Here is a 21,542-nt window from a genome sequence, read left to right as displayed (position 1 = left end):
AGGGAGCGGTCCCCGCCGACGCGCCGGTGAGGGTGCGCCGCACCGTCACCGAGCGGCTGGAGCCCCGAGAGTCCGCTTGAGGAAGGCGATCTGGTCGGGAACCACCTGGTCGAAGCCCTTCCCGACGTAGGGGTCCCAATGGCCGCCGGGGTAGGCGAGCAGCTCGCCGTGCGGAGCCGCGGCCGCGAGAGCGGCAGCGGGGCCCGGCGGCGTGAGGTCGTCGTGGTCCATCACCTGGACCAATAGGGGGCAGGTGAGCCGGGGGGCGGCCACGACGGCGCGGAAGAAGGGCAGCGACAGGATCACGCGCGCGCTGACCTCGTTGTCGTAGGGCACTTCCGCCGGAAGGAGGCGCAGCATTCCCTCGTAGGCGTCCGGAGTGGCCAGCACGGCGCCATGCTCACCGCGGCGGCCCACGGCCTTCACGGTGTACGGCTCACGGCCGAGGCGAGCCCCGAGGGCGTCCCGGACGCCCGCCACGCCCAGGCCCAGCACATGGGTCGCCGACCTCTTCACCATGCGCACCAGCGCGGCCCGGCCGTCGGCGAGGGGCGCCTGCGACACCACTGCGCCGATGCTCGGGTCCTCCGCGGCGACCAGCACCACGGTGCCGCCCGACATGGAGCTGCCCCACACGGCCACACGCCTGGAGTCGACCTCAGGACGGGACCTCGCCGCGGAGACGGCGGCGTGATAGTCGGCGACCAGCCGCTTGATCTCGATCAGGTTGCGCGGACGCCCGCTGGATTCGCCGAAGGACCGGTAGTCGAAGACCAGGGCGCCGAGCCCCTCGGCGGCGAACCGCTCGGCGTAGGCTGCGAGCCGCATCTCCTTGATGCCGCCGAAACCGTGCGCCAGGACGACGCAGGGGGCGGGTCCGTCGACGCCTTCGGGGGCGTACCACCAGGCGTCCAGTTCGTCTCCGTCGATCGGGATCCGTATGGGCAGACGTTCACCCATGGGCTCTCTCCTTACTGTGTGTCAGTTCACAGGGCTGGTAGCCGAGTTGGACAGCAAGTCGAGTGCGATGTCCACGATCATGTCCTCCTGGCCTCCGACCAGGCCGCGCCGGCCGACTTCCAGCAGGAGGGTGCGGGCGTCGACGCCGTAGCGCTCGGCGGCGATCTCCGCGTGGCGCAGGAAGGAGGAGTAGACGCCGCCGTAGCCGAGGGTGAGCGTCTCGCGGTCGACTTGTACGGGGCGGTCGCGCAGGGGGCGGACCAGGTCGTCGGCGGCGTCCTGGAGGTCGAACAGGTCGCAGCCGTGCTTCCAGCCCTGGATGTTCGCCACGGCGATGAACGCCTCGATGGGGCAGTTTCCGGCACCCGCTCCTTGTCCGGCCAGGGAGGCGTCGACGCGGGTGACGCCCTCCTCGACGGCGACGACACTGTTGGCGACCGACAGGGAGAGGTTCTCGTGCGCGTGGATGCCGATCTGAGTGCTCTCGTCGAGTACGTCGCGGTAGGCGCGGACCCGTTCGCGTACGCCGTCCAGGGTGAGGCGGCCGCCGGAGTCGGTGACGTAGACGCACTGGGCGCCGTAGGACTCCATGAGCTTTGCCTGCACGGCGAGTTGGGGCGCCTCGGCCATGTGGCTCATCATCAGGAAGCCCGAGACGTCCATGCCCAGCTCGCGCGCCTTGGCGATGTGCTGGGCCGAGATGTCGGCCTCGGTGCAGTGGGTGGCGATGCGCACCGAGCGGACGCCGAGGGCGTAGGCGCGCTCCAGTTCGGCGATGGTGCCGATGCCGGGCAGGAGGAGGGTGGTGAGGACGGCGTTGTCGATCGCGTCCGCCGCGGCCTCGATCCACTCCCAGTCGGTGTGGCTGCCCGGGCCGTAGTTGAGGGAGCCGCCGGCCAGGCCGTCGCCGTGGGCGACCTCGATGGCGTCGACGCCGGCTGCGTCGAGGGCGGCCGCGATGCGGCCCACGTCGGCAGGATCGATGCGGTGCCGGATGGCGTGCATGCCGTCCCGCAGGGTCACGTCCTGTATGTAGAGCTGGTGAGTCATCGGCTGGCCTCCGCGGTGACGGTGGTGCTGTGCCGGGCGATCGACTCGGCGGTGCGCAGGGCGGCCGAGGTCATGATGTCGAGGTTTCCGGCGTAGGCGGGCAGGTAGTGGGCGGCTCCCTCGACTTCGAGGAACACCGAGACACGGGTGGTCACCGGGCCCGCGCCCTCGGGGAGCAGGGTGTGCACGGGCTCGCCTTCCGCGATCGGGGTGAACTGCACCTCCTGCTTGAGGCGGTAGCCCGGCACGTACTGGGCGACCCGCTCGGCCATCTCCTTGACGGAGGCTCGGATGGCGTCGTGGTCCGCGTCCCCGATGAGGCAGAAGACGGTGTCTCGCATGATCAGCGGGGGTTCGGCAGGGTTGAGGATGATGACCGCCTTGCCGCGGGCCGCTCCGCCGACGCTCTCGATGGCGTGGGAGGTGGTCTCGGTGAACTCGTCGATGTTGGCGCGCGTGCCCGGCCCCGCCGACTTGGAGGCGATGGAGGCGACGATCTCCGCATAGTGGACGGCGGTCACCGCGGAGATCGCCGCGACCATGGGGATGGTGGCCTGGCCGCCGCAGGTGACCATGTTGAGGTTGTCCGCGCCGACCTCCAGGTGCTCGTCGAGGTTGACGGGCGGGACGACGAACGGGCCGATGGCGGCGGGGGTGAGGTCGATGAGCCGCTTTCCGAAGGGCGCGAGCCGGTGGGCGTTGGCCAGGTGGGCCTTGGCCGAGGTCGCGTCGAAGACGATCTCGATGTCGTCGAAGTGCGGCATTGCGATCAGGCCCTCGACGCCCCCGTGGGTCGTCGGAACCTTCAGTCGGGCGGCGCGGGCGAGGCCGTCGGACTCCGGGTCGATGCCCACCATGGCGGCCACTTCGAGGGTGTCCGACAGGCGGAGGATCTTGATCATCAGGTCGGTGCCGATGTTGCCCGACCCGATGATGGCGACCTTGGTCTTTGACGTCTTGGGGGAAGTCATGCGTCCCTCTTCTCGGAGAATGCGGCGGTGACCTCGCCGAGCGAGCTGATCTCGGCGCGGATCCGGGTGCCGGGCGGGGCCGGGACCATCGGGCCCAGCGCGCCGGAGAGGACGACCTGTCCGGCGCGCAACGGGTCACCCAGGTCACGGGCCGTCCGGGCGAGCCAGGCCAGCGCGTTCAGGGGGCCGCCGAGGCAGGCGGCGCCGTTGCCCTCGGAGACGAGGACGTCGTCGGCGTACAGCCGCATCACGGTCTCGCGGGGCTCGAACTCGTCCAGCGTGAGGCGGCGTTCCGCCAGCACGAACAGTCCGCCGGAGGCGTTGTCGGCGACCGTGTCGGTGAGGGAGATGTCCCAGTCGGCGATACGGCTGTCGACGATCTCCAGCGCGGCGACGGCGTAGTCGACCGCAGCGTGCACCTGCGCCGGGTCCAGGTCGCCGTCGGCCAGGTCCTCCTTGAGGACGAAGGCGATCTCCGCCTCGGCCTTGGGCTGCAGCAGCCTGCCGGAAGGGACCTCGGCCTCGGCGGAGACGTCCATGTCGGCGAAGAGCACCCCGAAGTCAGGCTGGTCGACGCCGAGTTGGCGCTGGACGGCCGGGGAGGTCAGGCCGATCTTGCGGCCGACGACGACCGCACCGCTGTCCACTCTGCTGCGGGTGAGTTCCTGCTGTACGGCGTACGCGGCGTCGATGTCCTGTGTACCGAGCAGATCACGTACCGGGGCCACGGGCCGTCCCTCGGCGAAGGCGGCGGCGAGCCGGGCGGCCGCCAGCTCGACGGGTGTGACTGCCATGCCGGTCACCGCCCTTCCGCCGTGGTCACCGCGAATCCGGCGATCCAGGCGGGGATGGCCTCGTAGAAGCGAGACGTCATCTCGTACTTGCCGGTGGCCGCGAGGGAGGCGTACCCCGCGATCCAGGTGCGGACCTCGTGGGCGGAGCCGCCGCCCTGTGCGGCCATGTCATCGACGGTCCAGGAGTCGAACTCCGCGAGGTCGCCGCGCTCCAGGTGGTCGAGGAGGAGGTTGTCCCAGGCGGGGTTGATCGGGATCATCTTCGTCGACCCGGCGGCGTAGTCGCGGCCGGCCTGGACGACCCGCTCCTCGCCCTTCGCACGCTGCTCCCGGGTGGGCGGGTTTCCCTCGATGAGCGCGTCGGCGACCCGGGGCGGTGCGCCCTCAAGCACCGGCACCGGCGGGTCGTGGGACAGACCACCGGAGGCGACGAACAGCACCCGCTTGTCCAGGGCGGCCGCGGCCTGACCAACCGCGGTGCCGAGAGCGCGGATACGGCTGACCGGGCCGAGCGGGGTCGCCACGCCGTTGACGAAGACGGGCACCACCGGCACGCGGTCGATACCGCCGAAGAGCACCTCCAGGGGCTGCGCGAAGCCGTGGTCCACGGTCATCCGGGCCGAGACGGTGAGATCGATGCCGCGGTCGAGCACCCCCTTGGCCAGAGTCTTGGCGGCGTCGGTGTCGACCGACAGCGGCCCGCCCTGGGAACCGAAGTCGCCCACCGCGTGGGCCTCGGTGGCCAGGCAGAACGGGGGCATCTCCTTGTAGAAGAAGCCGTTGTAGTGGTCGGGCGCGTAGAGGACGACGAGCTCCGGGTCGAAGCGGCGGACGAAGGCCCTGGCGCTCTCGACGGCCTCGTCGACGCGGGCCAGAACCTCGGGCTCGGGGTCGTTCTTGCCGATCAGGGGCGAGTGCGAGAGCCCGACGACAGCTGCGGTCATGGGAGAGGGTCCTTAACTCTGGGGGGCCGACGGGTGGATGACGAGCTTCCCGGTCAGACCGCCGTCGATCATGAGCTGGAAGCCCTTGTGGATGTCCGTGAGGGGCAGGGTGCGGTCGATCACAGGGCGGACTCCGGTGGCCTCCATCAGCCGGAGCAGCGCGACGAGCTCGCCACGGGTGCAGCCGGTGGAGCCGAGGACACGTCCCTGGAGGTAGAAGATGCGGGCCAGGTCTGCGGGCGGGTTGGCGCCGCTCGTCGCTCCCGCGATCACGACCGTACCGCCGCGCCGCAGCGACTTCAGCGAATGGGACCAGGTCGCCTCGCCGACCGTCTCGATCACGACGTCCACCCTCTCGGGCAGCCGCTCACCAGGGGCCAGCGCGGCGCGCACCCCCCAGGTGAGGGCCTCGGCACGCTTGGCCTCGCTGCGGCTGGTGGCGTAGACGACGGCCCCGGCGGCCACCGCGAGCCGGATGGCGGCGGAGGCGACCCCGCCGCCCGCGCCCTGTACGAGCACCCTGTCGCCGGCGGTGATCCGGGCCTGGGTGAAGAGCATGCGGTAGGCGGTGCCCCAGGCGACCGGCAGGCAGGCCGCCTCGTCGAAGGACAGCCACGCGGGCTTCGGCACCAGGTTGCGGGTGGGCACGGTCAGGTACTCGGCGAAGGCCCCGTCGTGCTGTTCGGACAGCAGCGCACGGTTCGGGTCGAGCGTCTCGTCGCCCCGGCCCGCGTCCGGGTCGCCGATCACCGGATGCACGATGACCTCGTTGCCGTCCTCGTCGTATCCGGCCGCGTCGCAGCCGAGCACGATGGGAAGGCGCTCCGGGGGATGGCCCACGCCACGCAGCGTCCACAGGTCGTGCATGTTCAGGGAAGAGGCCACGACTCGTACCCGGGACCAGCCGGGCTTCGGGTGAGGTACCGGTACGTCGCGCAGCACCAGCCCGGACAGCGGGTCGGCGGCGCTCTGGGAGATGGCGGTTGCTGCAAGCACGCAGCCACGGTCACCCGCACCCGGAGGCAGGACCTAGCCCGTGTGCCACGGTGCAGCACACGTCCGGGCTCCTGTTGAAACCTGCCGCCCTCAGGGGGATCGTGAACATGGTCAGCAAGTCCGGCGACAAGGCCACTCAGGACACGACAATGACGTCCGACGAGCCGCCCGGCCGACTCCCTCCGGCGTCGACAGGGGCCTTCCTCGGCACGGCTGCGGCCATCGCGGTCACGAACCCGGACGGCCGGGTGACCCATTGGAGCAGCGGCGCCCAGACGCTGTGGGGCTATGCCCCGAGGAGGTCGTCGGCAAGCCTCTGGCCGATCTGTTCACCGCTGACTGGGCAGTGCTGAGGCACCGGGACGGCAGGCTGTCGGACGCTCAGGTGCGCCTCTATCCGCTGCCGTCCGACAAGCGGCCGACCGGGTGCCTGGTGATGGTCGTACCCAGGACGGACTCCCCGGACGAGTGCTCACTCATGCGACGGATGTTCGAGAAGCAGCCCCTCGCCCTTTCGATCTATGACCGCGAGGGACGCATACTGTTCGGCAACAAGGTGTTGGAGGAGGCGGCGGGCCTCTCCGAGCACGACGTCCGCGGCCGGTTCGTGGCCGAGATCCTTCAGGGCCCCGTATACGAGGAAGTCGAGCAGCGGATCCGCCGGGTTCTTCAGACCGGGAAGCCCGAATTCACCGAGCCCTTCGTGAGGCTTCCGGGCGAGCCGAAGGCGCACGCCTGGGCTCTCGACATCTTCCCGCTCACGGACGAAGCCGGCCAGGTGCACGGGGCGGGTCTGTCGGCGTACGACTACTCCCAGCAGTACGAGTCCCGGGAGCGGCTGGCCCTCCTGAGTGAGGCCCGGACCCGCATCGGCGCCGGCCTGGACGTGGTGGGCACCGCACGCGAGCTCACCGAGGTCGCCGTACCCCGCTTCGCCGACCTCGTCAGCGTGGACCTGCTCGACCCCGTCTTCCAGGGCGATGTGCCCGCACCTGTCCTGTCCGGTCCCGTCCCGCTGCGCCGGGCGGCATACGGGGTGGCGTCCGTCTCGTCCGGAGAGCATCCGGCCCCGGACGAGATCAGTGACCATGTTGCTTCTTCGCCGATCGCCCGGTGTCTGGCCGGCGGCCGGGCGGAACGGCACCACGTCAACGACTCCCAGGTCGTCCACTGGTTCGCCGACGACCCTGTCCAGGCGGCGCAGGCCCGCGCGTGCGGGGTGCATTCGCTGATCGCAGTACCCATCCGCGCCCGTGGCACCACCCTCGGAGCAGTCATGTTCGTCAGATGCTCATCTCGCGAGCCATTCGGCCCTGACGATCTTGCCGTCACCGAGGACCTGGTCGCGCGGGCCGCGGTCTGCCTGGACAACGCCCGCCGGTTCACCCGCGAACGCGGCATCTCGCTGGCGCTGCAACGCAACCTGCTGCCGCACGGCCCGACCACGCATCCTGCCGTGGAGACGGCTTCCCGTTATCTCCCTGCGGGCGGCGGCGCGCAGGCGGGCGGCGATTGGTACGACGTGATCCCGCTGCCCGGCGCCCGCGTCGGCCTGGTCGTCGGCGATGTCGTCGGCCACGGCATCACCGCCTCAGCCACCATGGGCCGCCTTCGTACGGCGGTGCGCACCCTCGCCGACATCGACCTCCCGCCCGATGAGCTCCTCACCCACCTCGACGACATCGTCACCCACACCGAGGACGACACAGTCGCCACTGGTGAGATCCCCGCGCCATCGGAGCTGGTTGCCTGTACACGGTCTACGACCCCCTCTCCGGCATCTGCTCCCTTGCCCGGGCCGGCCATCCCCCGCCGATTCTGGTACACCCGGGCGGCACCAGCACGGTCATCGAGCTGCCCGCCGGCCCGCCTCTGGGTCCGCGGGACCGTCCTGGGCACCCTGAGCCCCGAAGCGCGCACCGACGACATCGCCCTGCTCCTGGTCCGCACCCGTCGCTTCGGCGAGGACCGCGTCGCCTCCTGGGACGTTCCCGTCGATCCCGCGGTCGTCGCCGAGTCCCGCCGCCGCGCCTGCGACCGGTTGGTCGCATGGGGCCTGGAGGAAACCGCGTTCGTCACGGAACTGGTCATCAGCGAGCTGGTGACGAACGCCATCCGGTACGCCAGCGGCCCGATCCGCCTCAGGCTGATCAAGGACGAGGCACTGATCTGCCAAGTCTCCGACGGCAGCAGCACCAGTCCGCATCTCCGCCGTGCCCGGGTGTTCGACGAAGGCGGCCGCGGCCTGTTCATGGTCGCCGAGCTCACCCGAAGGTGGGGTACGCGCTACACCCGCACCGGCAAGACCATCTGGGCCGAGCTTGCCCCTGGCCACCTCTCCACGCGGTGAGACGGTGGTCAGTGGGGCATGTCGTCGAGGGCGGTGGACATGTCGGCGAGGTCCGGCGGTTCGGCGACGAACAGGACCACGCTGGCGTCGGGCAGGTCGGCCTCGGTGACCCGGAGGAGTCCGCCCGCCTCAAGGGCGGCCTGGGTGACGGTGTCGCTCTCGTCCGGTGCGGCGACGATGCGGCGGCAGCGGGGGTCGGCGAGGAAGAGTGCGGGGACGAGGGCGCACAGCAGTTTCGCGGCAAGCGCCGCGCCGGACGGCCCGAGGTCGGGGAGGACCAGGCCCAGGGCGAGGTCGTGGGTGCCGTACGGATAGCAGCTGTGCAGCGGGTGGTGCGCGACGCGGTGGACGCGCAGGAGCAGCGTCGGACCGCCGTGGGCCTCGGTGACGGCATACGTGCGCGCCGTCTGCGGGGTCACCGTGGCGGGCTCGTCGACCGGGCGCAGCGTCCAGTCGGTACCCAGGACGGGTTCGGGCGGTGCCGGTACGACGGCGGTGTGGATGCTCATGGCCGGCTCACGGTGTCTCGGCGGGCCGCTGGGTCTCGACCCAGCTCCGCAGTTCGGACTTGACCAGCTTGCCGCTGCCGTTGCGGGGCAGCTGTTCGGCGATCAGCACCTGGGTGGGCAGCTTGTAGCGGGCCAGGTGCCGGCCGGTGAAGGCGCGCACCTCCTCCAGTGTGGGCGTGGTCCCGGGCTCGCAGGTCAGCACGGCGAGCACGGTCTCGCCCCACTTCGGATGCGGGACGCCGATGACGGCCGCCTCCACGACACCAGGGTACGCGGCGAGAACGCGCTCGACCTCGGCCGGGTACACGTTCTCCCCGCCACTGATGATCATGTCCTTGAGGCGGTCGACGATGTAGTAGAAGCCGTCCTTGTCCCGATGCGCGATGTCGCCGCTGTGGAACCAGCCCGCCTCGTCGAAGGCGGCACGGGTGGCCTCGGGGTTGTTCCAGTAGCCGGGCGTGACGTTCGGGCCGCGCACGCAGATCTCCCCGCGCGTGTCCGCGTCCTGCACGCCGGCCCCGGTGACCGGGTCGACGATGCGGATCTCCGTGTACGGCATGGGTGCGCCGGCCGATCCGGCCTTCTCCGCCGTGAGCCCGGCCGGGAGGTAGGCGGCGAAGGGCGCGGTCTCGGTCAGCCCCCACGCCTGCTGGAGCAGGATGCCACGCTCTTCGTAGTTCCTGATCAGCTGGGGCGGGACGGGGGCGCCCGCGACGATCGCGGATCGCAGGGCGGAGAGGTCGGCCGCGGCGAAGCCGGGCACGCGGGTCAGGGCGCTGTACATCGCGGGGACCGCGAACAGGGTCGTCACGCGGTGCTGGACGAGGTCCTCCAGGCACTGGGCGGGGTCGAAGCCGCGGCGCACGACGACGGTGCCGCCGCGCACGAGGGTGCGCAGGGTGAGGGCGTTGAGGCCGCCGATGTGGAAGAGCGGGGCGACGGCGAGGTTCACGTCGTCCGGGCGGGTGTCCACGACACTTTCGACGTTGACCGCGTTCCACCAGAGGTTGCCGTGGGTGAGCATGACACCCTTGGGTCGGCCGGTCGTGCCGGACGTGTACATCAGCGCCGCCAGGTCGTCGTCGTACAGCGCCACCGGCCCCGTGCCCCGTCGGTCGGCTCCGAGCAGCTCCGAGAGCGGTGTCCAGACGGCGGCGGGCGCCGTCGCCGCGGGGCACCGCGGATCTGTGTCGACCAGCACGTGGAAGCGGGCGGGTATGTCGCTCATCACCGACTCGACGAGTGCGCGATGGCCCTCCTCGACGACCAGGGTGTGCGCACCGCTGTCGCTGAGGATGTGGCGCACCTCCTCGGCCGCGAGCCGGAAGTTGACCGGCACGAAGACCGCCCCGAGGTGGGCCGCGGCCAGCAGCGTCTCAAAGAAGGTCACGCTGTTGAGGCCGAGGTAGGCGACCCGGTCGCCGCGCCGCAGTCCACGTTCGGCCAGCCCGGCGGCCAACTCGGCCGTCCTGCCGCTGAGTTGGGCGGCAGAGATCTCCTGGCCCTCGTAGACGAGTGCGCAGGCGGTGGGGTACTGGGCTCTGCGGTGCAGTGCCGCGGCGGGGCTGATGTCGACGGCGGCCATGCGGCGGCTCCTTCGATGGCTGTCGTGCGGAAGGGAGAAGGGGAGACGGTTCAGAGGCCGGCGCCGCCGGCCGGGGAACGGAATCCGCGGACGGCGATGCCGCCGTCGGCGGGGATCACGGCGCCGGTGACGGTGCCGCTGTTGGCGCGGGAGGCAAGCAGGACGTACGGGCCGGTGAAGTCCTCCGGCTCGACGCTGGAGTCGTACAGCGGGATGAGCGGTTGCTGCTCCTGTCCGGACGCCTCGTTCTTGGCGAACGACGCGGCCAGCGTGCGGTCCTGAAGGCCCAGGCTCTGCGGGCCGCGCAGCTTGGTGCGCATGCCGCCGGTGGCGACGCCGTTGACCCGGACCTTCGGCGCCAGCTCGTAGGCGAACTGCCGGAGCAGGCCGAGGCAGGCGTGCTTGCTGGCGGTGTACAGGGGGCCGCCACCGTCGGTGTGGAAGGAGGCGTTGGACAGGGTCATCACGATGCTGCCACGCGTGGCGACGAGTTCCCGCCAGGCCGCCTCGACGGCGAGGACGTAGCCCTTGACGTTGATGCCGAAGACCTCGTCGAACGCCTCGGACAGCTCCTTGCCGTCGAGCTTGGTGACGCTGCGGTGGTAGTCCCAGATCCCGGCGTTGGGGACGAGGATGTCCAGCTTGCCGAACCTCTCGACGGTCGCGTCCACCGCCCGGTGCAGATCGTCCGGGGAGCGTACGTCGCCGGTGAGGGGCAGCACCCGGTCGGAGAGGTCGCCCGCCGCGGCGACGACCTCCTCCAACTGCGCGGCCCCACGGCCGAGGACGGCGACGCTCGCGCCTTCGGCGAGGTAGCGCAGGGCGACAGCGCGACCGATGCCGGAGCCCCCGCCGGTGATCAGGGCGACCTCGCCCTCCAACCAACCCATGATTCAGTGCTCCCCGAGGAAGTCGGTGACCAGGCGCTCGAACTCGGCCTGCCGCTCCAGCTGGACCCAGTGGCCGCAGCCGCCGAAGACGTGCAGCTGGACGTCGCGGATCTGCTTGAGCATGAGCTGGGCGCCGTCGAGGGTGATGGTGCGGTCGTCGCGGCCCCACAGCAGGAGGGTGGGCGCCTTGATCTTGTGAACGCGCTGCCACAGCGGGTCCATGCCGTGCCGCTTGGCGAAAGCGGCGTTGTAGGCGTGGTAGAAGGCGATGTGGGACTCGTCGAGGGACGCCTCGTAGCGGGCCTGCGCGGTGTCGGCCCAGCGCTTGGGCTCGGCGGTCATCACACCGATGAACTCCCGCATCTTCTTCAGGGTGGGGCCCTCGCCGTTGTAGTAGCGGAACATGGCCTTCTGGCCCTCGGTCGGGGTCGGTCCGAAGGGCAGCCAGCCTCCTCCCGGCGCCATCAGAACCAACTTCTCGACTCGGTCCGGGACTTCGAGTGCGGTGGCGATCGCGGCGGCCCCACCGAGGCTGTTGCCGAGCAGGTGGAAGCGGTCGATGCCGAGGGCGTCCAGGGTCTGCAGCAGGGCGTCGACGGTGATCTCGGTGATGCTGCGGGCGTCGAGGTCGGCCTCGGTGGGGCGGTAACTGCCGCCGAAGCCGGGCTGGTCGGGCAGGATCACGCGGAAGTGCCCGGTGAGCGCGGGGAGGTTCTGGCGGTAGTTGGCCACCGCGCTCGCGCCGGGGCCGCCGCCGTGCAGCATCACCAGCACCGGGCCCTCGCCGGCCTCGCTGACCGCGATGGGACCGAGCGTGGTCTGCACGGTGTGCTCGACGAGCTTCACCTCTGTGGTCTGTTCAGTGGTCACGAGCGGGCTCCGGTTCACAAGGGCTTACAGGAAGGTGCTGATGTTCTTGGCGAGCAGGACGTTCTGGTCGATCAGGATGGTGCGGCGCGCGATCAGCAGCCGTCCGTCGTCCGGGTCGCGGCGCAGCTGGTCGGTGCGGCCGCCGGCGTAGAGGTCGACCTCACGTTCCAGGCGGTTGCGGTAGCAGAGGAATGACGACTCGGCGACGTACTCGCCGGGCTCGTCGGCCGGCCGGACCAGGATGTTGGTGATCAGATGCCGGGTCCGCGACGGCGGGTCCTCGGCCCAGGCCATGCCCGAGTCGAACCGGCGGATACGCCAGGCCAGGCTCGCCTTGGTCTCGTCGAAGATGGCGACCTCGCCGGGCGAGCCGTCGGCCAGGGCCTGCTGGCGCCGCAGGCGGTTGGTGCGTACCGGCGCCCAGTAGTGCAGGTCGTCGGTGAACAGTTCCAGCCAGTCGGCGTAGCGGTGCTGGTCGAGCAGCTGTGCCTCGACGGCGTACAAGCGCTGTACCTCGAAGTGGAGCCGCATGTCCTCGTCGACGGCGGGTGCGGTCGTCCGGGGGGTCTCCGGGGGGTGGATGCTCATCGGGGGTCCTCCTGCGGGCCGCGCCGGGTGGTGCCATTCCAGCGCGGAGGGGGCGGTTCGGGGAGCGCGTGTGCCACAAGGCGGCACGTGGCGGTTCAGCGCTTCAGCAGCGTGCGCAGATCCGCACTCTCGTCGGACAGGAGGGCCGCGTAGACAGCGACACCGCGATCGATGATCCGCCGGGCGGCCTTGATGTCGCGTGGTCGGTCGATGGCGGCCGCGGCCACCAGCCGGTCGCCCAGCAGCCCGAAGACGGTGAAGGCGCCGTCGTCCGGAGCCCCGCGCAGCACGGCGCGCTCGGCGTCTGCCATGGTGCCGACCGCCTCCAGCCGGGAGCCGTGCCGGTCGGACCAGAACCAGGAAGCGCCGAAGGACGGCAGGGGGCTGCCGAGGATGCCGTGGGCGGCGGCCTCGCCGTCGCGCTGGGCGGCCTCCCAGTGCTCATGACGGACCTTGTGCCCCTCGGGGCGGGCGACGTCGCCGACGGCGAAGACATTGGGGTGGGAGGTGCGCTGACCGGGGTGGACGACCACACCGTTGTCGACGTTCAGCCCCGCGGCCTCGGCCAGTTCCGTGGCCGGACGCATGCCGATGCCGACCACCACGGTGTCGGCGAGCACGGGTGCCCCGTAGCCGGTGAGGTGCAGCAGGACTCCAAGATTGCCTGGACGGCGCTCGATGCATTCGACGCCGGCGGTCAGGACGCCGATGCCTTCGGCGGAGTGCCTCAGATGCAGTGCGTTCGCGATGTCCTCCCCGACCGCTGCGGACAGTGGCACCGGTAGCGGGTCGATGAGGGTGACGCGGCAGCCCAGGGCGTGGGCGACGGCCGCGGTCTCCGCACCGATCAGCCCGGCACCGATCACCGCCACCCGGGCGCCGGGCAGCAGGCGCTCCCGCAGGCGTTCGGCGTCCTCCCAGGTGCGCAGCAGGTGTACGGCCGGGTCGTCGCCGCCCGCCACCGGCAGGGGGCGCGCGGTGCCGCCGGTGGCCAGCACGATCCGGTCGGCTGCGGCAAGCTCGCCGTCGGCCAGCTCCAGTCCGCCCTCGTGCGGGCGGATCGCCCGGACCGGGGCGCCCTCGCGGAGTTCTATGCCCTGCTCGTCGTACCACTGCTCGGGCCGCAACAGGATGTTCTCGCGGCGGGACTTGCCGAGCAGGACGTCCTTGCTGAGTGGCGGGCGGTCGTAGGGCAGCCCGCGCTCGGCGGAGTACAGCACGAGCTCGCCGTCGTAGCCCTGGGCGCGCAGCGCGTCGCAGGTCGAGACGGCGGCCAGGCCCGCGCCGACGACGGCGATACGCCGTGGCCCGCTCATGCGTCGGCCTCCTCGCCGGGGTGCAGCCAGACCTCACCCTCGCGCACCTCGACCCGGTGGGTGCGCTGGGCGAGGGTGGCGGGCATGCACTGCGGTTCGCCGGACTTGAGGCAGAAGCGGGCGCTGTGCAGCGGGCACTCGACCTCGCCGTCCTCGATCCAGCCGTCGGCGAGCGATGCCTGGCCGTGGGTGCAGGTGTCGTCGAGGGCGTAGTAGGCGCCGCCCTCGTGGAAGACGGCGATGGCGTCGATGTGGCCGGTGGTCTCGGCGGGCACCTTCAGCGCCTCGCCCTCCTCGATGTCGCCGACGGCGGCGACCCGGATGCCGGTGCCGGTGGTGCTCATGGGGTGTCCTCGGGGTTCTTCTCGGTGTTCTTCTCGGTGTTCTTCTCGTGCCAGGCGGGCGTGTTCATCAGGTCGCGCCAGCGGGCGTAGAAGCCGCGGGCGGCGCCGTCGCTGTAGAGGCGGCCGGTGGTGCCGGGGTGGACGCCGTCCTCGGACTGAAGCCCCAGTCCCATCTGGTAGTTGAGCGTCATGGAGCCGGCCACGAAGCCGTGCGCGGTGGACTGGCACTCGCTCCAGTTCTCGCCGTCGTCCTGCTCGAAGATGCCGCTCGGCCCGAACGTGCGCAGGTTGTAGATGCGTTGGGCGTTCTTGACCTCGTCCGGCATCGACTTGTCGACGATGGTCCAGGCCCAGACCTCCATCTTGTCCGGGCCCTTGGGGTGCCACACGCGGATGGAGCCGTTGACCGGCAGGTAGGAGAAGTTCGGGAAGACGGTGCCGTGCCCGGTGGTCATCGGCCCCTCGACCCGGGCGTCACCAAGCCGTTCGCGCAGCGCCTCGTAGTCGGTCCACTCGTGTACGACACGGTCGTCGAAACGGCTCTTGGGGTGCGTCGGAAAGCCGTGCCCGTGCCCCAGCGAGTCGGTGTACTGCCGGCCCGGCGTCTGCACGATCTCCGTCTTGGGGCCCTTGCCGGTGGGTGACATGACCATCAGCGCGGAGGCGTGCGAGATGTTGACGTGGTACCAGTCGGAGGCGAACTGCTCGGCGGCGAGCTTCCAGTTGCCCTCCAGCACCCACTTGTGCACCCCGCCGACGGCCTCGGTGCCCTCCGGGTCGTGGTCGAGCATCGCGTCCAGGTACCAGGTCAGTCCGCCGAGCGCCTCCACCAGGGGCGGGGCCTCGGGGTTCCAGGTCGCGAAGACGAGTCCCTTGTACGTGTCGAGTTGCGCGACCTCGATCAGTCCCCACTGGTCCTGCTCGAAGTGGGCGGGGTAGTCCCCTCCGTTGGGGACGTTGATCAGCTTCCCGGAGGTGTCGTAGGACCAGCCGTGGTAGCTGCACGTGAACGCCTTCGTCGCCCCCGCGTCGGCGCGGCACACCCGCATGCCGCGGTGGCGGCAGGCGTTGAGGAAGGCACGCAGTTTCCGGTCCTTGCCCATGGTGACGATGACCGGGTCCTCGCCCATGTAGGTGGTGAAGAAGTCACCGGGCTTCGTGAACTGGCTCTCGTGCGCGAGGAACAGCCAGCTGGGCGCGAAAACGCGGCGCAGCTCCTGCCGGTAGACGGCCTGGTCGCTGAAGATCGTGCGGTCGACCAGACCGCGGTCGAGGTCGAAGTAAGGGCTGACGTCGACGGCCGGCTCGGGTACGCGAGCCAGGCGGTCTGCCGGCCGGGCGGGCGTGGTTGTCATCGCTGGGCCTCCTCGGGCCGGATCGGGCGCGCGCTGCGCCGCCCTCGTGGGCTGGTGGTTCGGCGTGCGTTCAGGTGCACACCCGAAGGGTCGGAGCGCTCCGGTTCACGCGGTGGCATGGCGGCTCCCCCGCTTCCTCGCTGGTGGTTCATCGGACGGTGACGGTCAGTTCGGGCAGGCGGCCGGTGCCGGACCGCACGCAGAGCCGAGAGCCCGGTGTCAGTGGGACGCTGGCGTGCACAGACCCGGTGAGCAGCAGCTCGCCCGGGTGGAGAGCGCTGCCGTGCGCGTGGAGCGTCCGGGCCAGCCACGCCACCGCTTCCAGGGGGTCACCGAACACCTCGGCGCCCAGGCCCATCGCGACGCGCCTGCCGTCGGCGTACAACTCCAGGCACTCGTCCCGGAGGGACCTGAGCAGCTCTGGCGTGGCATCGACGGGCTGGCCGACCACGATCCGCCCGGCGCTGGCGTTGTCCGCCACGGTGTCGACCAGCCCGATCCGCCAGTCGGCGATCCGGCTGTCCATGACCTCCGCCATCAGGAGCACCTGGGCCACGGCCGCGTTCGCGTCGTCTACCGTCACTGCTGAGCCCGCCAGTGCCCTGCCCATCACGAAGCCGATCTCGGCCTCGACCCGGGGCGCAATCAACTCGCCGGACAGGACAGTGCCGCCGTCGTTGACGACCATCGACTGGTAGAGCACACCGGAATGCGGTTCACGCACGCCCAGCTGCTGCTGCATGGGCAGAGAGGTGAGGCCTGTCTTGAGCCCCACCATCCGGTCCCCGCGCGCCAGCCGCTGCCGGGTGTTGATGGCCTGCACGGCGTAGGCGCCGTCCCGATCCAGTCCTGCGCACAGCTCAGTAAGCGGTGGAAGGGGTGTTCGGGTGGCCTCGGCCTGCCGCAGCAGCGCGGCCAGCTCACTGAGCCCCACGTCGGAGGGGGGACGCGAGGCGGGCAGGACGGCGGCCGGGGCCGCGGTGTCGTGACGCTGCATGCACACAGCAGACGCTGTCGGAGACCGATCCGCCCACTGCCCGTGCCGTGGAGCGGCACGCGATCAGGAGGCGCCCGCCACACTGCGCGCCGGACGTTTACAACCACGAAATGTGCACTTACAGTGGACGCACGTCCAATTTAATGGCTCTCCACGGATCACCGGAGCCCGCTATGCCAGTCCAGTCCTCCTCTGCCGACACCGCCGCACACGCACCACACGGCGCGCCGGCCGACGGCCAGCAGACCGCGGTCGACAAGGCGTTGGTTCTTCTGAAGTCGCTCGCCTCGATGGAAGGGGAGATCGGCGTCAGCGAACTGGCCCGCCGCTCGCAGCTGACCAAGTCGACCGCCTTCCGTCTGCTGGGCATCCTCCAGCGCAACGATCTCGTCGAGCGGGTCGGCAGCAACTACCGACTGGGCAGCGAGCTCTTCACCATGGGCGAGCGAGTGTACGGTGCGACGCCAGTGCTGCTCCGCGATCAGCTGCTGCCGCATCTCGTGGACCTGTACGAGCTGACGCACGAGACCGTGCACCTGGCTGTCCTGCGTGGCACCGACATCGTGTACGTCAACAAGATCCACGGCCACCGGGCCGCCCGCTCCCCCTCCAAGATCGGCGTCCGGCTGCCCGCGTACTGCACCGGCGTCGGCAAGGCCCTGCTGGCCTTCGACCACGACGCGGCCGAGGCTGCCGTGTCGGCCGGCCTCCCGGCCCGCACCGAGTACACCCTCGCCGACCCGCGACGGTTCCGGGAGGAGCTGCGGCGCATCCGCCAGGACGGCATCGCATACGACCGGCAGGAAGCCGCCCCCGGTCTGACCTGCGTCGCAGTGCCGATCATGGGTGCCTCTGGACGTCCGGTGGCGGCGCTCTCGGTCGCCGGCGCCCACCACCGCTTCGAGCCGTCCCGATACGCCCCGGCCCTGCGCCGCGTGGCCTTCGAGGCGGCACGCGCCCTCACCGCAGCGAAGGGACGCCAAGCGGCAGCGCCGTACGACGTGAGCAGGCCGCCGGCGGCCTGAGCGGACCGCCGGTGCCCCCGGCATGCGCGGCACCGAGGTCACCGAGCCGGCGGATCGGACACGCCGACCCGGCCGATCCGCGTGCCATGCCGTCGCGGACTGTCCGGCCCCACCCGTTTGTGGATGGATCCCGGTCTCCGACATGACCACCCCTGGTCCGGACGCGGAGAACGGTGGCCGGCCAGGCGTGCGCGCAAGAGCACCACGGTATAGCCCGGACGCTCACGCCTGGCGGCCCCGGACCGCCCTGACGAGCGGCCAACGCCAGATTCCGCCCTGTCCCGGGGGTGGGCCAATCGGTTGTGCCGAGATGCGGCACACCAGGTGCGGCGAAGCTCAGCGTCGTTCGTTCCCGTGGGTCCGCGCCAGGTTCGTACCGCCGGTGCCAGGCTGGACGCGCGGCACGCTCACCACGATGTGCACCAGGCTCTCGTCCGCCAGTGACTCGTACACGTGGGGCCGGTCGCCCGGATAGCGCGCGAAATCCCCCTCGTCAAGCTCCAGCGGGCTGTCGACAGGCCCCACGCGTACCTTGCCGCTGATGACGTAGAGGTGCTCCAGCGTGCCCACCGGGTGCGGTTCGGACGGCATGTCCGCACCGTCGCTGTGCCGGCCGATGCGCACCACGTAGTTCTCGATGACACCTGAGCCGTAGATGTGGTCGAGCGACCGTGACTCGTACCTTCCGTGCTGCTCCCAGACAACCTCGTCGCCCCGCTGCACGGTGATGACCTGTTCCCGCTCGGCGACCAGCCGGGTCACCGGCACGCCGAGGGCCGTGGCGATGGAGAACAGGGTGTCGACCGTGGGGTTGCCCGTGCCCTGCTCCAGATTCGACAGTGTCTGCTTGGCCAGCCCCGCCCGGCGGGCCAGCTCGGCCAGGGACAGGCCGCGCTGCTCCCTGAGAAGGCGCACATTGCGCGCGACGACGGCGTTTCCTTGTGACACACAGCCACTCTACGAGCTCCGGTCGGCGTCCTCCGCGCCGCCCGCCATTCGGAGATGGGCCAGCAACGCCGCCCCGACGGCCTGTGGCTCTTCCACGGCGAGATGACCCGTATCCACCGTCACCGACTTCGCCCCGGAAATCCCCTCGGCGAGTTCCCGGGCATGTGGCAGGGGTGTGGCGGTGTCCTGGGAGCCACCGAGCACGAGCGTGGGGGCGGCGATCCTTCTCAGGTCGCGCCGAACGTCGTAGGCGGCAAGGGCGTCGCAGCAGGCGGCGTAGCCGATCGGGTCGGCGGTAGCGAGGTCCTGCAGGAACGTCTTCCCGAGGGAGGTCGCGGCTGTGCCGGGATCGGCGAACCAGCGGCCGGGCATGGCGTCGAGCAGGGCGCCGGTTCCCTCGCGTCGTACGAGAGCGGCGCGCTCCTGCCAGAACTGCGGCGGGCCGAAGTACGCCGAGGAACAGACCAGCGCCAGCGAGGCGATGTGGTCCGGCTGATGCAGTGCGAGGTGCACCCCCACACCGCCGCCGAGCGAGATGCCGGCGTAGTGGAACCGGTCCCGGCCGTGGTGGGCGACGAGGTCCAGGACCATGTGGGCAAGGTCGCCGACTGTCGTACGGCCGGGCTTGTGATCCCGGACGAGATCGCTCGGCGAGCCGCCGTGCCCTGGAAGGTCGTAGCACAGCACGCGGTGGCTCTCGGCAAGCACCGCCACATGGGGGTCCCATACGGTCGTCGACGTGCCGAGCGAGTGTCCCAGGACGAGCAGCGGCGCGTCGATGGGACCGAGCACCCGGTGATGCAGCAGAGGGCGGCGTTTCACTGCGGCTCCTGTGAAGGTTCTCAGCGTTCGAGGAGGAGGGCGAGGCCCTGGCCTACGCCGATGCAGAGGGTTGCGATGCCGGTGCCACTGCCCCGGCGGGCGAGCTGGTGGGCGACGGTGCCGGCGAGGCGGGCGCCAGAGGCGCCGAGGGGGTGGCCGAGGGCGATGGCGCCGCCCTGGGGGTTGAGGACCGCCGGGTCGAACTCGGGCCATTCGGCGAGGCAGCCGAGGACCTGGGCGGCGTAGGCTTCGTTGAGTTCCAGGACGTCGAGGTCGGCGAGGGTCTTGCCGGCCTTGGTCAGGGCGCGGTTGACGGCCTCGACTGGGGCAAGTCCGAAGTGGTGCGGGTCAATTGCCGATGTGCCGCTGCCGCTCACGCGGGCGAGCGGCTCGCGACCGGTGGCTTTCAGGCCCTCCTCGTCGACCAGCAGTAGGGCTGCCGCGCCGTCATTGAGGGGTGAGGCGTTGCCCGCGGTGATCGTGCCTCCCCCAGCCTCCGGCCGGGGGGACCCCCCACCCTGTACATCGGCATCTCCATGGTCTTCACCACGATCCTCTTCGCGACCGCGGCCCGGCACTCCAAGGACCGATGGGTTCGCGCCGGCCACTCGCTGCTGCTCCTGGGCGGAGCACTCGGTGTTCTCTACGCAGTCCAGCGGCTGCTTCACCTCATCCGCATCGCGCCCGGAACAGCCACGGCGGCAGACATCCAGCATTCGACCACCGTCTCGACCGACCTCAAGGCTGCTGCCCTCACCGCCATCATCCTCGGCAGTTCCCTCTCCCCCGTCTCGGTCGCGTCGGCAGCCTGGCGCGAACAACGAGCACTGCGTCATATCGAACCGCTGTGGCAAGGACTTACCGAGGCGGTTCCAGCGGTCAGGCTCACACTCGACATCCCACGCAAACGTAGACATCTACTCCTGCATCGGCGGCTGGTGGAGATCAGCGACGCCACACTCGTGCTGCGTGAGTACCTGCCCGCGGAGGTGCAGCATCGAGCACACGAGATGGCGAAGCGAGCAGGCGTTCGCCCCCAAAAGCGTGCGGCAGTCGCGGGAGCCGCCTGGTTGAAGACCGCCACCCTCACCATCGCCAGCCGCGGGCCCTACGAGGGAGATCGCCCCCAGCCGGGCGGTGCGGGACTGAGCCCGTCGGAAGAACTTCGTTGGATTCGGCAGGTCAGCGCCTCCTACGAGCGTAGCCCCGCTGTCTCCGCCTTCGCGACGGCGGAAGCAGCGAAGTTGCGAGACGAGAACCGGAAGCAGAACGCATGAGTTCCATACAGATCCCCGAAACCGGCATCCAGCGCACCGCTCGCCTGATCAGCGACCGACTCCACCCCAAGACGTGGATCGTCGCCGTATGCCTCATGATCGGCTGGAAGGCGGATCACCTGCAAGGTGTGATGTGGAGCCTCGTCGGAGTGCTCTTCGCAGCAGTTATTCCGATGCTCTTCATCGATCACGGCATCAAGCGAGGGCGGTGGGGAGACCGCAACGTGGGCGCCAGGAAGGCGCGACTGCTGGTCATGATCGTCATCCTCCTGTCCGTCCTGACGTGCTTCACTCTCATGACCACCCTCGACGCTCGGCGCGTTCTCAGTGCCCTCATCGCCAGCATGCTGGTCACCCTTGCCGCGTTGGCTCTCGTCACCCTGGCCTGGAAGATCTCGGTCCACCAGGCCGTTTCGGCGGGCGCCGTCATCATGCTCGCCCAGACGTACGACCCCTGGGCGCTCCTGGGCTACGTCCTGGTCGCCGTCGTCGGTTGGTCTCGGATCGAACTCCGGGACCACACGCCGGCCCAGGTGATTGCTGGCACTCTGCTTGGGACAGCAGTCGCGGCTGCTACCTTCGCGGCACTCCGTTGATGATGGGATGAGGCGTGCCACCGGCGCGTCTAGCCACTTCAGCAGCTGATACCGGTTGCGGGTGTCGTCCTGGTACGCCTGTCAGGCCAGGGACATCACCATGCCGGGCCCGCCGACGGAGAACACCGCACCCAGTCCCACGTCCTGATCTCCCGCATCAGCAACGCGGAAGCGCGCACGGCATGCGAAAGCGGTAGCCGGCATACCCTGTGGACCTTGGACGACTTGCACCGTCACCGCAGACGGGTGACCCCTCAGGGGGTCATCGCTCTTCTCGCCGGTGAGCTGTCCCGAGTTTCGTAGAGTCCGGTGATCTTGTTTCAGGCGGACTGCAGGGCTTGCTCCTGGCTTCGCC

General features: G+C 70.4%; 21 protein-coding genes and 3 pseudogenes. 6 read left to right on the top strand and 18 right to left on the bottom strand.

Going from position 1 to position 21,542, the window contains the following annotated elements; genetic code table 11:
- Positions 1-45: 45 nt before the first annotated feature.
- From LE548_RS15935 to LE548_RS15910, 6 genes are read right to left on the bottom strand one after another with little or no spacing between them, the layout of a single operon-like run.
- Positions 46-960 (bottom strand): alpha/beta hydrolase, encoded by a 915-nt coding sequence (locus LE548_RS15935; protein ID WP_225097503.1) that lies wholly within the window; start codon positions 958-960, stop codon positions 46-48.
- A gap of 21 nt (positions 961-981) precedes the next feature.
- Positions 982-2,010, bottom strand: a complete 1,029-nt coding sequence (gene dmpG / locus LE548_RS15930; RefSeq protein WP_225097502.1) for a 4-hydroxy-2-oxovalerate aldolase — start codon at positions 2,008-2,010, stop codon at positions 982-984.
- Positions 2,007-2,981: an acetaldehyde dehydrogenase (acetylating) gene (locus LE548_RS15925; RefSeq protein WP_225097501.1), complete on the bottom strand. Its 975-nt coding sequence runs from the start codon at positions 2,979-2,981 to the stop codon at positions 2,007-2,009. Before LE548_RS15925 ends, dmpG begins: the two co-directional genes overlap by 4 nt.
- Entirely contained in the window at positions 2,978-3,775 is a 798-nt protein-coding gene (locus LE548_RS15920) for a 2-keto-4-pentenoate hydratase (protein ID WP_225097500.1), read from the bottom strand. The genes LE548_RS15925 and LE548_RS15920 overlap by 4 nt, the downstream gene beginning before the upstream one ends.
- Before the next feature lie 5 nt (positions 3,776-3,780).
- On the bottom strand, positions 3,781-4,719 hold the full coding sequence (locus tag LE548_RS15915; protein ID WP_225097499.1) for a 3-carboxyethylcatechol 2,3-dioxygenase: 939 nt from the start codon (positions 4,717-4,719) through the stop codon (positions 3,781-3,783).
- A gap of 12 nt (positions 4,720-4,731) precedes the next feature.
- Positions 4,732-5,715, bottom strand: coding sequence for a zinc-binding dehydrogenase (locus tag LE548_RS15910; protein WP_225097498.1), 984 nt, complete (start codon positions 5,713-5,715; stop codon positions 4,732-4,734).
- 436 nt (positions 5,716-6,151) lie between these two features.
- On the opposite strand from LE548_RS15910, the pseudogene LE548_RS46055 reads away from it, so the two are divergent.
- From LE548_RS46055 to LE548_RS46500, 3 genes and pseudogenes are all read left to right on the top strand, one after another.
- A pseudogene (locus LE548_RS46055) lies at positions 6,152-7,372 on the top strand (PAS domain-containing protein); the annotation flags it as partial.
- Positions 7,373-7,449: 77 nt separating this feature from the next.
- Positions 7,450-7,542 (top strand): annotated as a pseudogene (locus LE548_RS46050) (SpoIIE family protein phosphatase); the annotation flags it as partial.
- A complete protein-coding gene (locus LE548_RS46500; protein ID WP_225097497.1) occupies positions 7,505-8,065 on the top strand; it encodes an ATP-binding protein in 561 nt (186 codons plus the stop codon). The pseudogene LE548_RS46050 and the gene LE548_RS46500, both read left to right, overlap by 38 nt.
- A gap of 8 nt (positions 8,066-8,073) precedes the next feature.
- Here LE548_RS46500 and LE548_RS15895 read toward each other — a convergent pair whose 3' ends face one another.
- From LE548_RS15895 to LE548_RS15855, 9 genes are all read right to left on the bottom strand, one after another.
- The gene (locus LE548_RS15895) at positions 8,074-8,574 is read right to left on the bottom strand and encodes a GNAT family N-acetyltransferase (RefSeq protein WP_225097496.1); all 501 of its coding nucleotides are present in this window, start codon (positions 8,572-8,574) and stop codon (positions 8,074-8,076) included.
- A 7-nt stretch (positions 8,575-8,581) separates the two neighbouring features.
- Positions 8,582-10,159: a long-chain fatty acid--CoA ligase gene (locus tag LE548_RS15890; RefSeq protein ID WP_225097495.1), complete on the bottom strand. Its 1,578-nt coding sequence runs from the start codon at positions 10,157-10,159 to the stop codon at positions 8,582-8,584.
- A gap of 50 nt (positions 10,160-10,209) precedes the next feature.
- Positions 10,210-11,049, bottom strand: a complete 840-nt coding sequence (gene hcaB, locus LE548_RS15885; protein ID WP_225097494.1) for a 3-(cis-5,6-dihydroxycyclohexa-1,3-dien-1-yl)propanoate dehydrogenase — start codon at positions 11,047-11,049, stop codon at positions 10,210-10,212.
- A gap of 3 nt (positions 11,050-11,052) precedes the next feature.
- Positions 11,053-11,919 carry an alpha/beta fold hydrolase gene (locus LE548_RS15880; RefSeq protein ID WP_225097493.1) on the bottom strand — a complete coding sequence of 289 codons (867 nt, stop codon included), beginning with the start codon at positions 11,917-11,919 and terminating at the stop codon, positions 11,053-11,055.
- Positions 11,920-11,943: 24 nt separating this feature from the next.
- Positions 11,944-12,507, bottom strand: coding sequence for a 3-phenylpropionate/cinnamic acid dioxygenase subunit beta (locus LE548_RS15875; RefSeq protein WP_225097492.1), 564 nt, complete (start codon positions 12,505-12,507; stop codon positions 11,944-11,946).
- A gap of 95 nt (positions 12,508-12,602) precedes the next feature.
- Positions 12,603-13,823, bottom strand: a complete 1,221-nt coding sequence (locus tag LE548_RS15870) for an NAD(P)/FAD-dependent oxidoreductase (RefSeq protein ID WP_225097491.1) — start codon at positions 13,821-13,823, stop codon at positions 12,603-12,605.
- A complete protein-coding gene (locus tag LE548_RS15865; protein ID WP_225097490.1) occupies positions 13,820-14,167 on the bottom strand; it encodes a bifunctional 3-phenylpropionate/cinnamic acid dioxygenase ferredoxin subunit in 348 nt (115 codons plus the stop codon). The genes LE548_RS15870 and LE548_RS15865 overlap by 4 nt, the downstream gene beginning before the upstream one ends.
- Positions 14,164-15,522, bottom strand: coding sequence for an aromatic ring-hydroxylating dioxygenase subunit alpha (locus LE548_RS15860; protein ID WP_225097489.1), 1,359 nt, complete (start codon positions 15,520-15,522; stop codon positions 14,164-14,166). Before LE548_RS15860 ends, LE548_RS15865 begins: the two co-directional genes overlap by 4 nt.
- 148 nt (positions 15,523-15,670) lie before the next feature.
- The gene (locus LE548_RS15855; protein ID WP_225097488.1) at positions 15,671-16,519 is read right to left on the bottom strand and encodes a 2-keto-4-pentenoate hydratase; all 849 of its coding nucleotides are present in this window, start codon (positions 16,517-16,519) and stop codon (positions 15,671-15,673) included.
- Between the two features lie 173 nt (positions 16,520-16,692).
- Here LE548_RS15855 and LE548_RS15850 point away from each other — a divergent pair, with 173 nt between their 5' ends.
- Positions 16,693-17,544 carry an IclR family transcriptional regulator gene (locus LE548_RS15850; protein WP_225097487.1) on the top strand — a complete coding sequence of 284 codons (852 nt, stop codon included), beginning with the start codon at positions 16,693-16,695 and terminating at the stop codon, positions 17,542-17,544.
- 336 nt (positions 17,545-17,880) lie between these two features.
- Here LE548_RS15850 and LE548_RS46045 read toward each other — a convergent pair whose 3' ends face one another.
- The 3 genes and pseudogenes from LE548_RS46045 to LE548_RS15835 all read right to left on the bottom strand — a co-directional run.
- Positions 17,881-18,492: a helix-turn-helix domain-containing protein gene (locus tag LE548_RS46045; protein ID WP_225097486.1), complete on the bottom strand. Its 612-nt coding sequence runs from the start codon at positions 18,490-18,492 to the stop codon at positions 17,881-17,883.
- A 9-nt stretch (positions 18,493-18,501) separates the two neighbouring features.
- The gene (locus LE548_RS15840) at positions 18,502-19,314 is read right to left on the bottom strand and encodes an alpha/beta fold hydrolase (protein WP_225097485.1); all 813 of its coding nucleotides are present in this window, start codon (positions 19,312-19,314) and stop codon (positions 18,502-18,504) included.
- 20 nt (positions 19,315-19,334) lie between these two features.
- Positions 19,335-19,802, bottom strand: a pseudogene (locus LE548_RS15835) (3-oxoadipyl-CoA thiolase); the annotation flags it as partial.
- Positions 19,803-19,832: 30 nt separating this feature from the next.
- Here LE548_RS15835 and LE548_RS15830 point away from each other — a divergent pair.
- Both LE548_RS15830 and LE548_RS15825 read left to right on the top strand, forming a co-directional pair.
- Positions 19,833-20,591, top strand: coding sequence for an MAB_1171c family putative transporter (locus tag LE548_RS15830; RefSeq protein ID WP_308030186.1), 759 nt, complete (start codon positions 19,833-19,835; stop codon positions 20,589-20,591).
- Positions 20,588-21,187, top strand: coding sequence for a phosphatase PAP2 family protein (locus LE548_RS15825; RefSeq protein WP_225097483.1), 600 nt, complete (start codon positions 20,588-20,590; stop codon positions 21,185-21,187). Before LE548_RS15830 ends, LE548_RS15825 begins: the two co-directional genes overlap by 4 nt.
- Positions 21,188-21,542: the final 355 nt, after the last annotated feature.

This window comes from Streptomyces sp. CoH27 (assembly GCF_020181035.1).
Classification (GTDB): domain Bacteria; phylum Actinomycetota; class Actinomycetes; order Streptomycetales; family Streptomycetaceae; genus Streptomyces; species Streptomyces camelliae.
This window is presented reverse-complemented; position numbering and strand designations above follow the sequence as displayed.

Coding starts and splice junctions, on each gene's coding strand:
- dmpG (WP_225097502.1), bottom strand. CDS start 2,010: ATGACTCACCAGCTCTACATACAGGACGTGACCCTGCGGGACGGCATG.
- LE548_RS15860 (WP_225097489.1), bottom strand. CDS start 15,522: ATGACAACCACGCCCGCCCGGCCGGCAGACCGCCTGGCTCGCGTACCC.
- LE548_RS15920 (WP_225097500.1), bottom strand. CDS start 3,775: ATGGCAGTCACACCCGTCGAGCTGGCGGCCGCCCGGCTCGCCGCCGCC.
- LE548_RS15925 (WP_225097501.1), bottom strand. CDS start 2,981: ATGACTTCCCCCAAGACGTCAAAGACCAAGGTCGCCATCATCGGGTCG.
- LE548_RS15890 (WP_225097495.1), bottom strand. CDS start 10,159: ATGGCCGCCGTCGACATCAGCCCCGCCGCGGCACTGCACCGCAGAGCC.
- LE548_RS15870 (WP_225097491.1), bottom strand. CDS start 13,823: ATGAGCGGGCCACGGCGTATCGCCGTCGTCGGCGCGGGCCTGGCCGCC.
- LE548_RS15855 (WP_225097488.1), bottom strand. CDS start 16,519: ATGCAGCGTCACGACACCGCGGCCCCGGCCGCCGTCCTGCCCGCCTCG.
- LE548_RS15935 (WP_225097503.1), bottom strand. CDS start 960: ATGGGTGAACGTCTGCCCATACGGATCCCGATCGACGGAGACGAACTG.
- LE548_RS15850 (WP_225097487.1), top strand. CDS start 16,693: ATGCCAGTCCAGTCCTCCTCTGCCGACACCGCCGCACACGCACCACAC.
- LE548_RS15865 (WP_225097490.1), bottom strand. CDS start 14,167: ATGAGCACCACCGGCACCGGCATCCGGGTCGCCGCCGTCGGCGACATC.
- LE548_RS15915 (WP_225097499.1), bottom strand. CDS start 4,719: ATGACCGCAGCTGTCGTCGGGCTCTCGCACTCGCCCCTGATCGGCAAG.
- LE548_RS15825 (WP_225097483.1), top strand. CDS start 20,588: ATGAGTTCCATACAGATCCCCGAAACCGGCATCCAGCGCACCGCTCGC.
- LE548_RS15895 (WP_225097496.1), bottom strand. CDS start 8,574: ATGAGCATCCACACCGCCGTCGTACCGGCACCGCCCGAACCCGTCCTG.
- LE548_RS15875 (WP_225097492.1), bottom strand. CDS start 12,507: ATGAGCATCCACCCCCCGGAGACCCCCCGGACGACCGCACCCGCCGTC.
- hcaB (WP_225097494.1), bottom strand. CDS start 11,049: ATGGGTTGGTTGGAGGGCGAGGTCGCCCTGATCACCGGCGGGGGCTCC.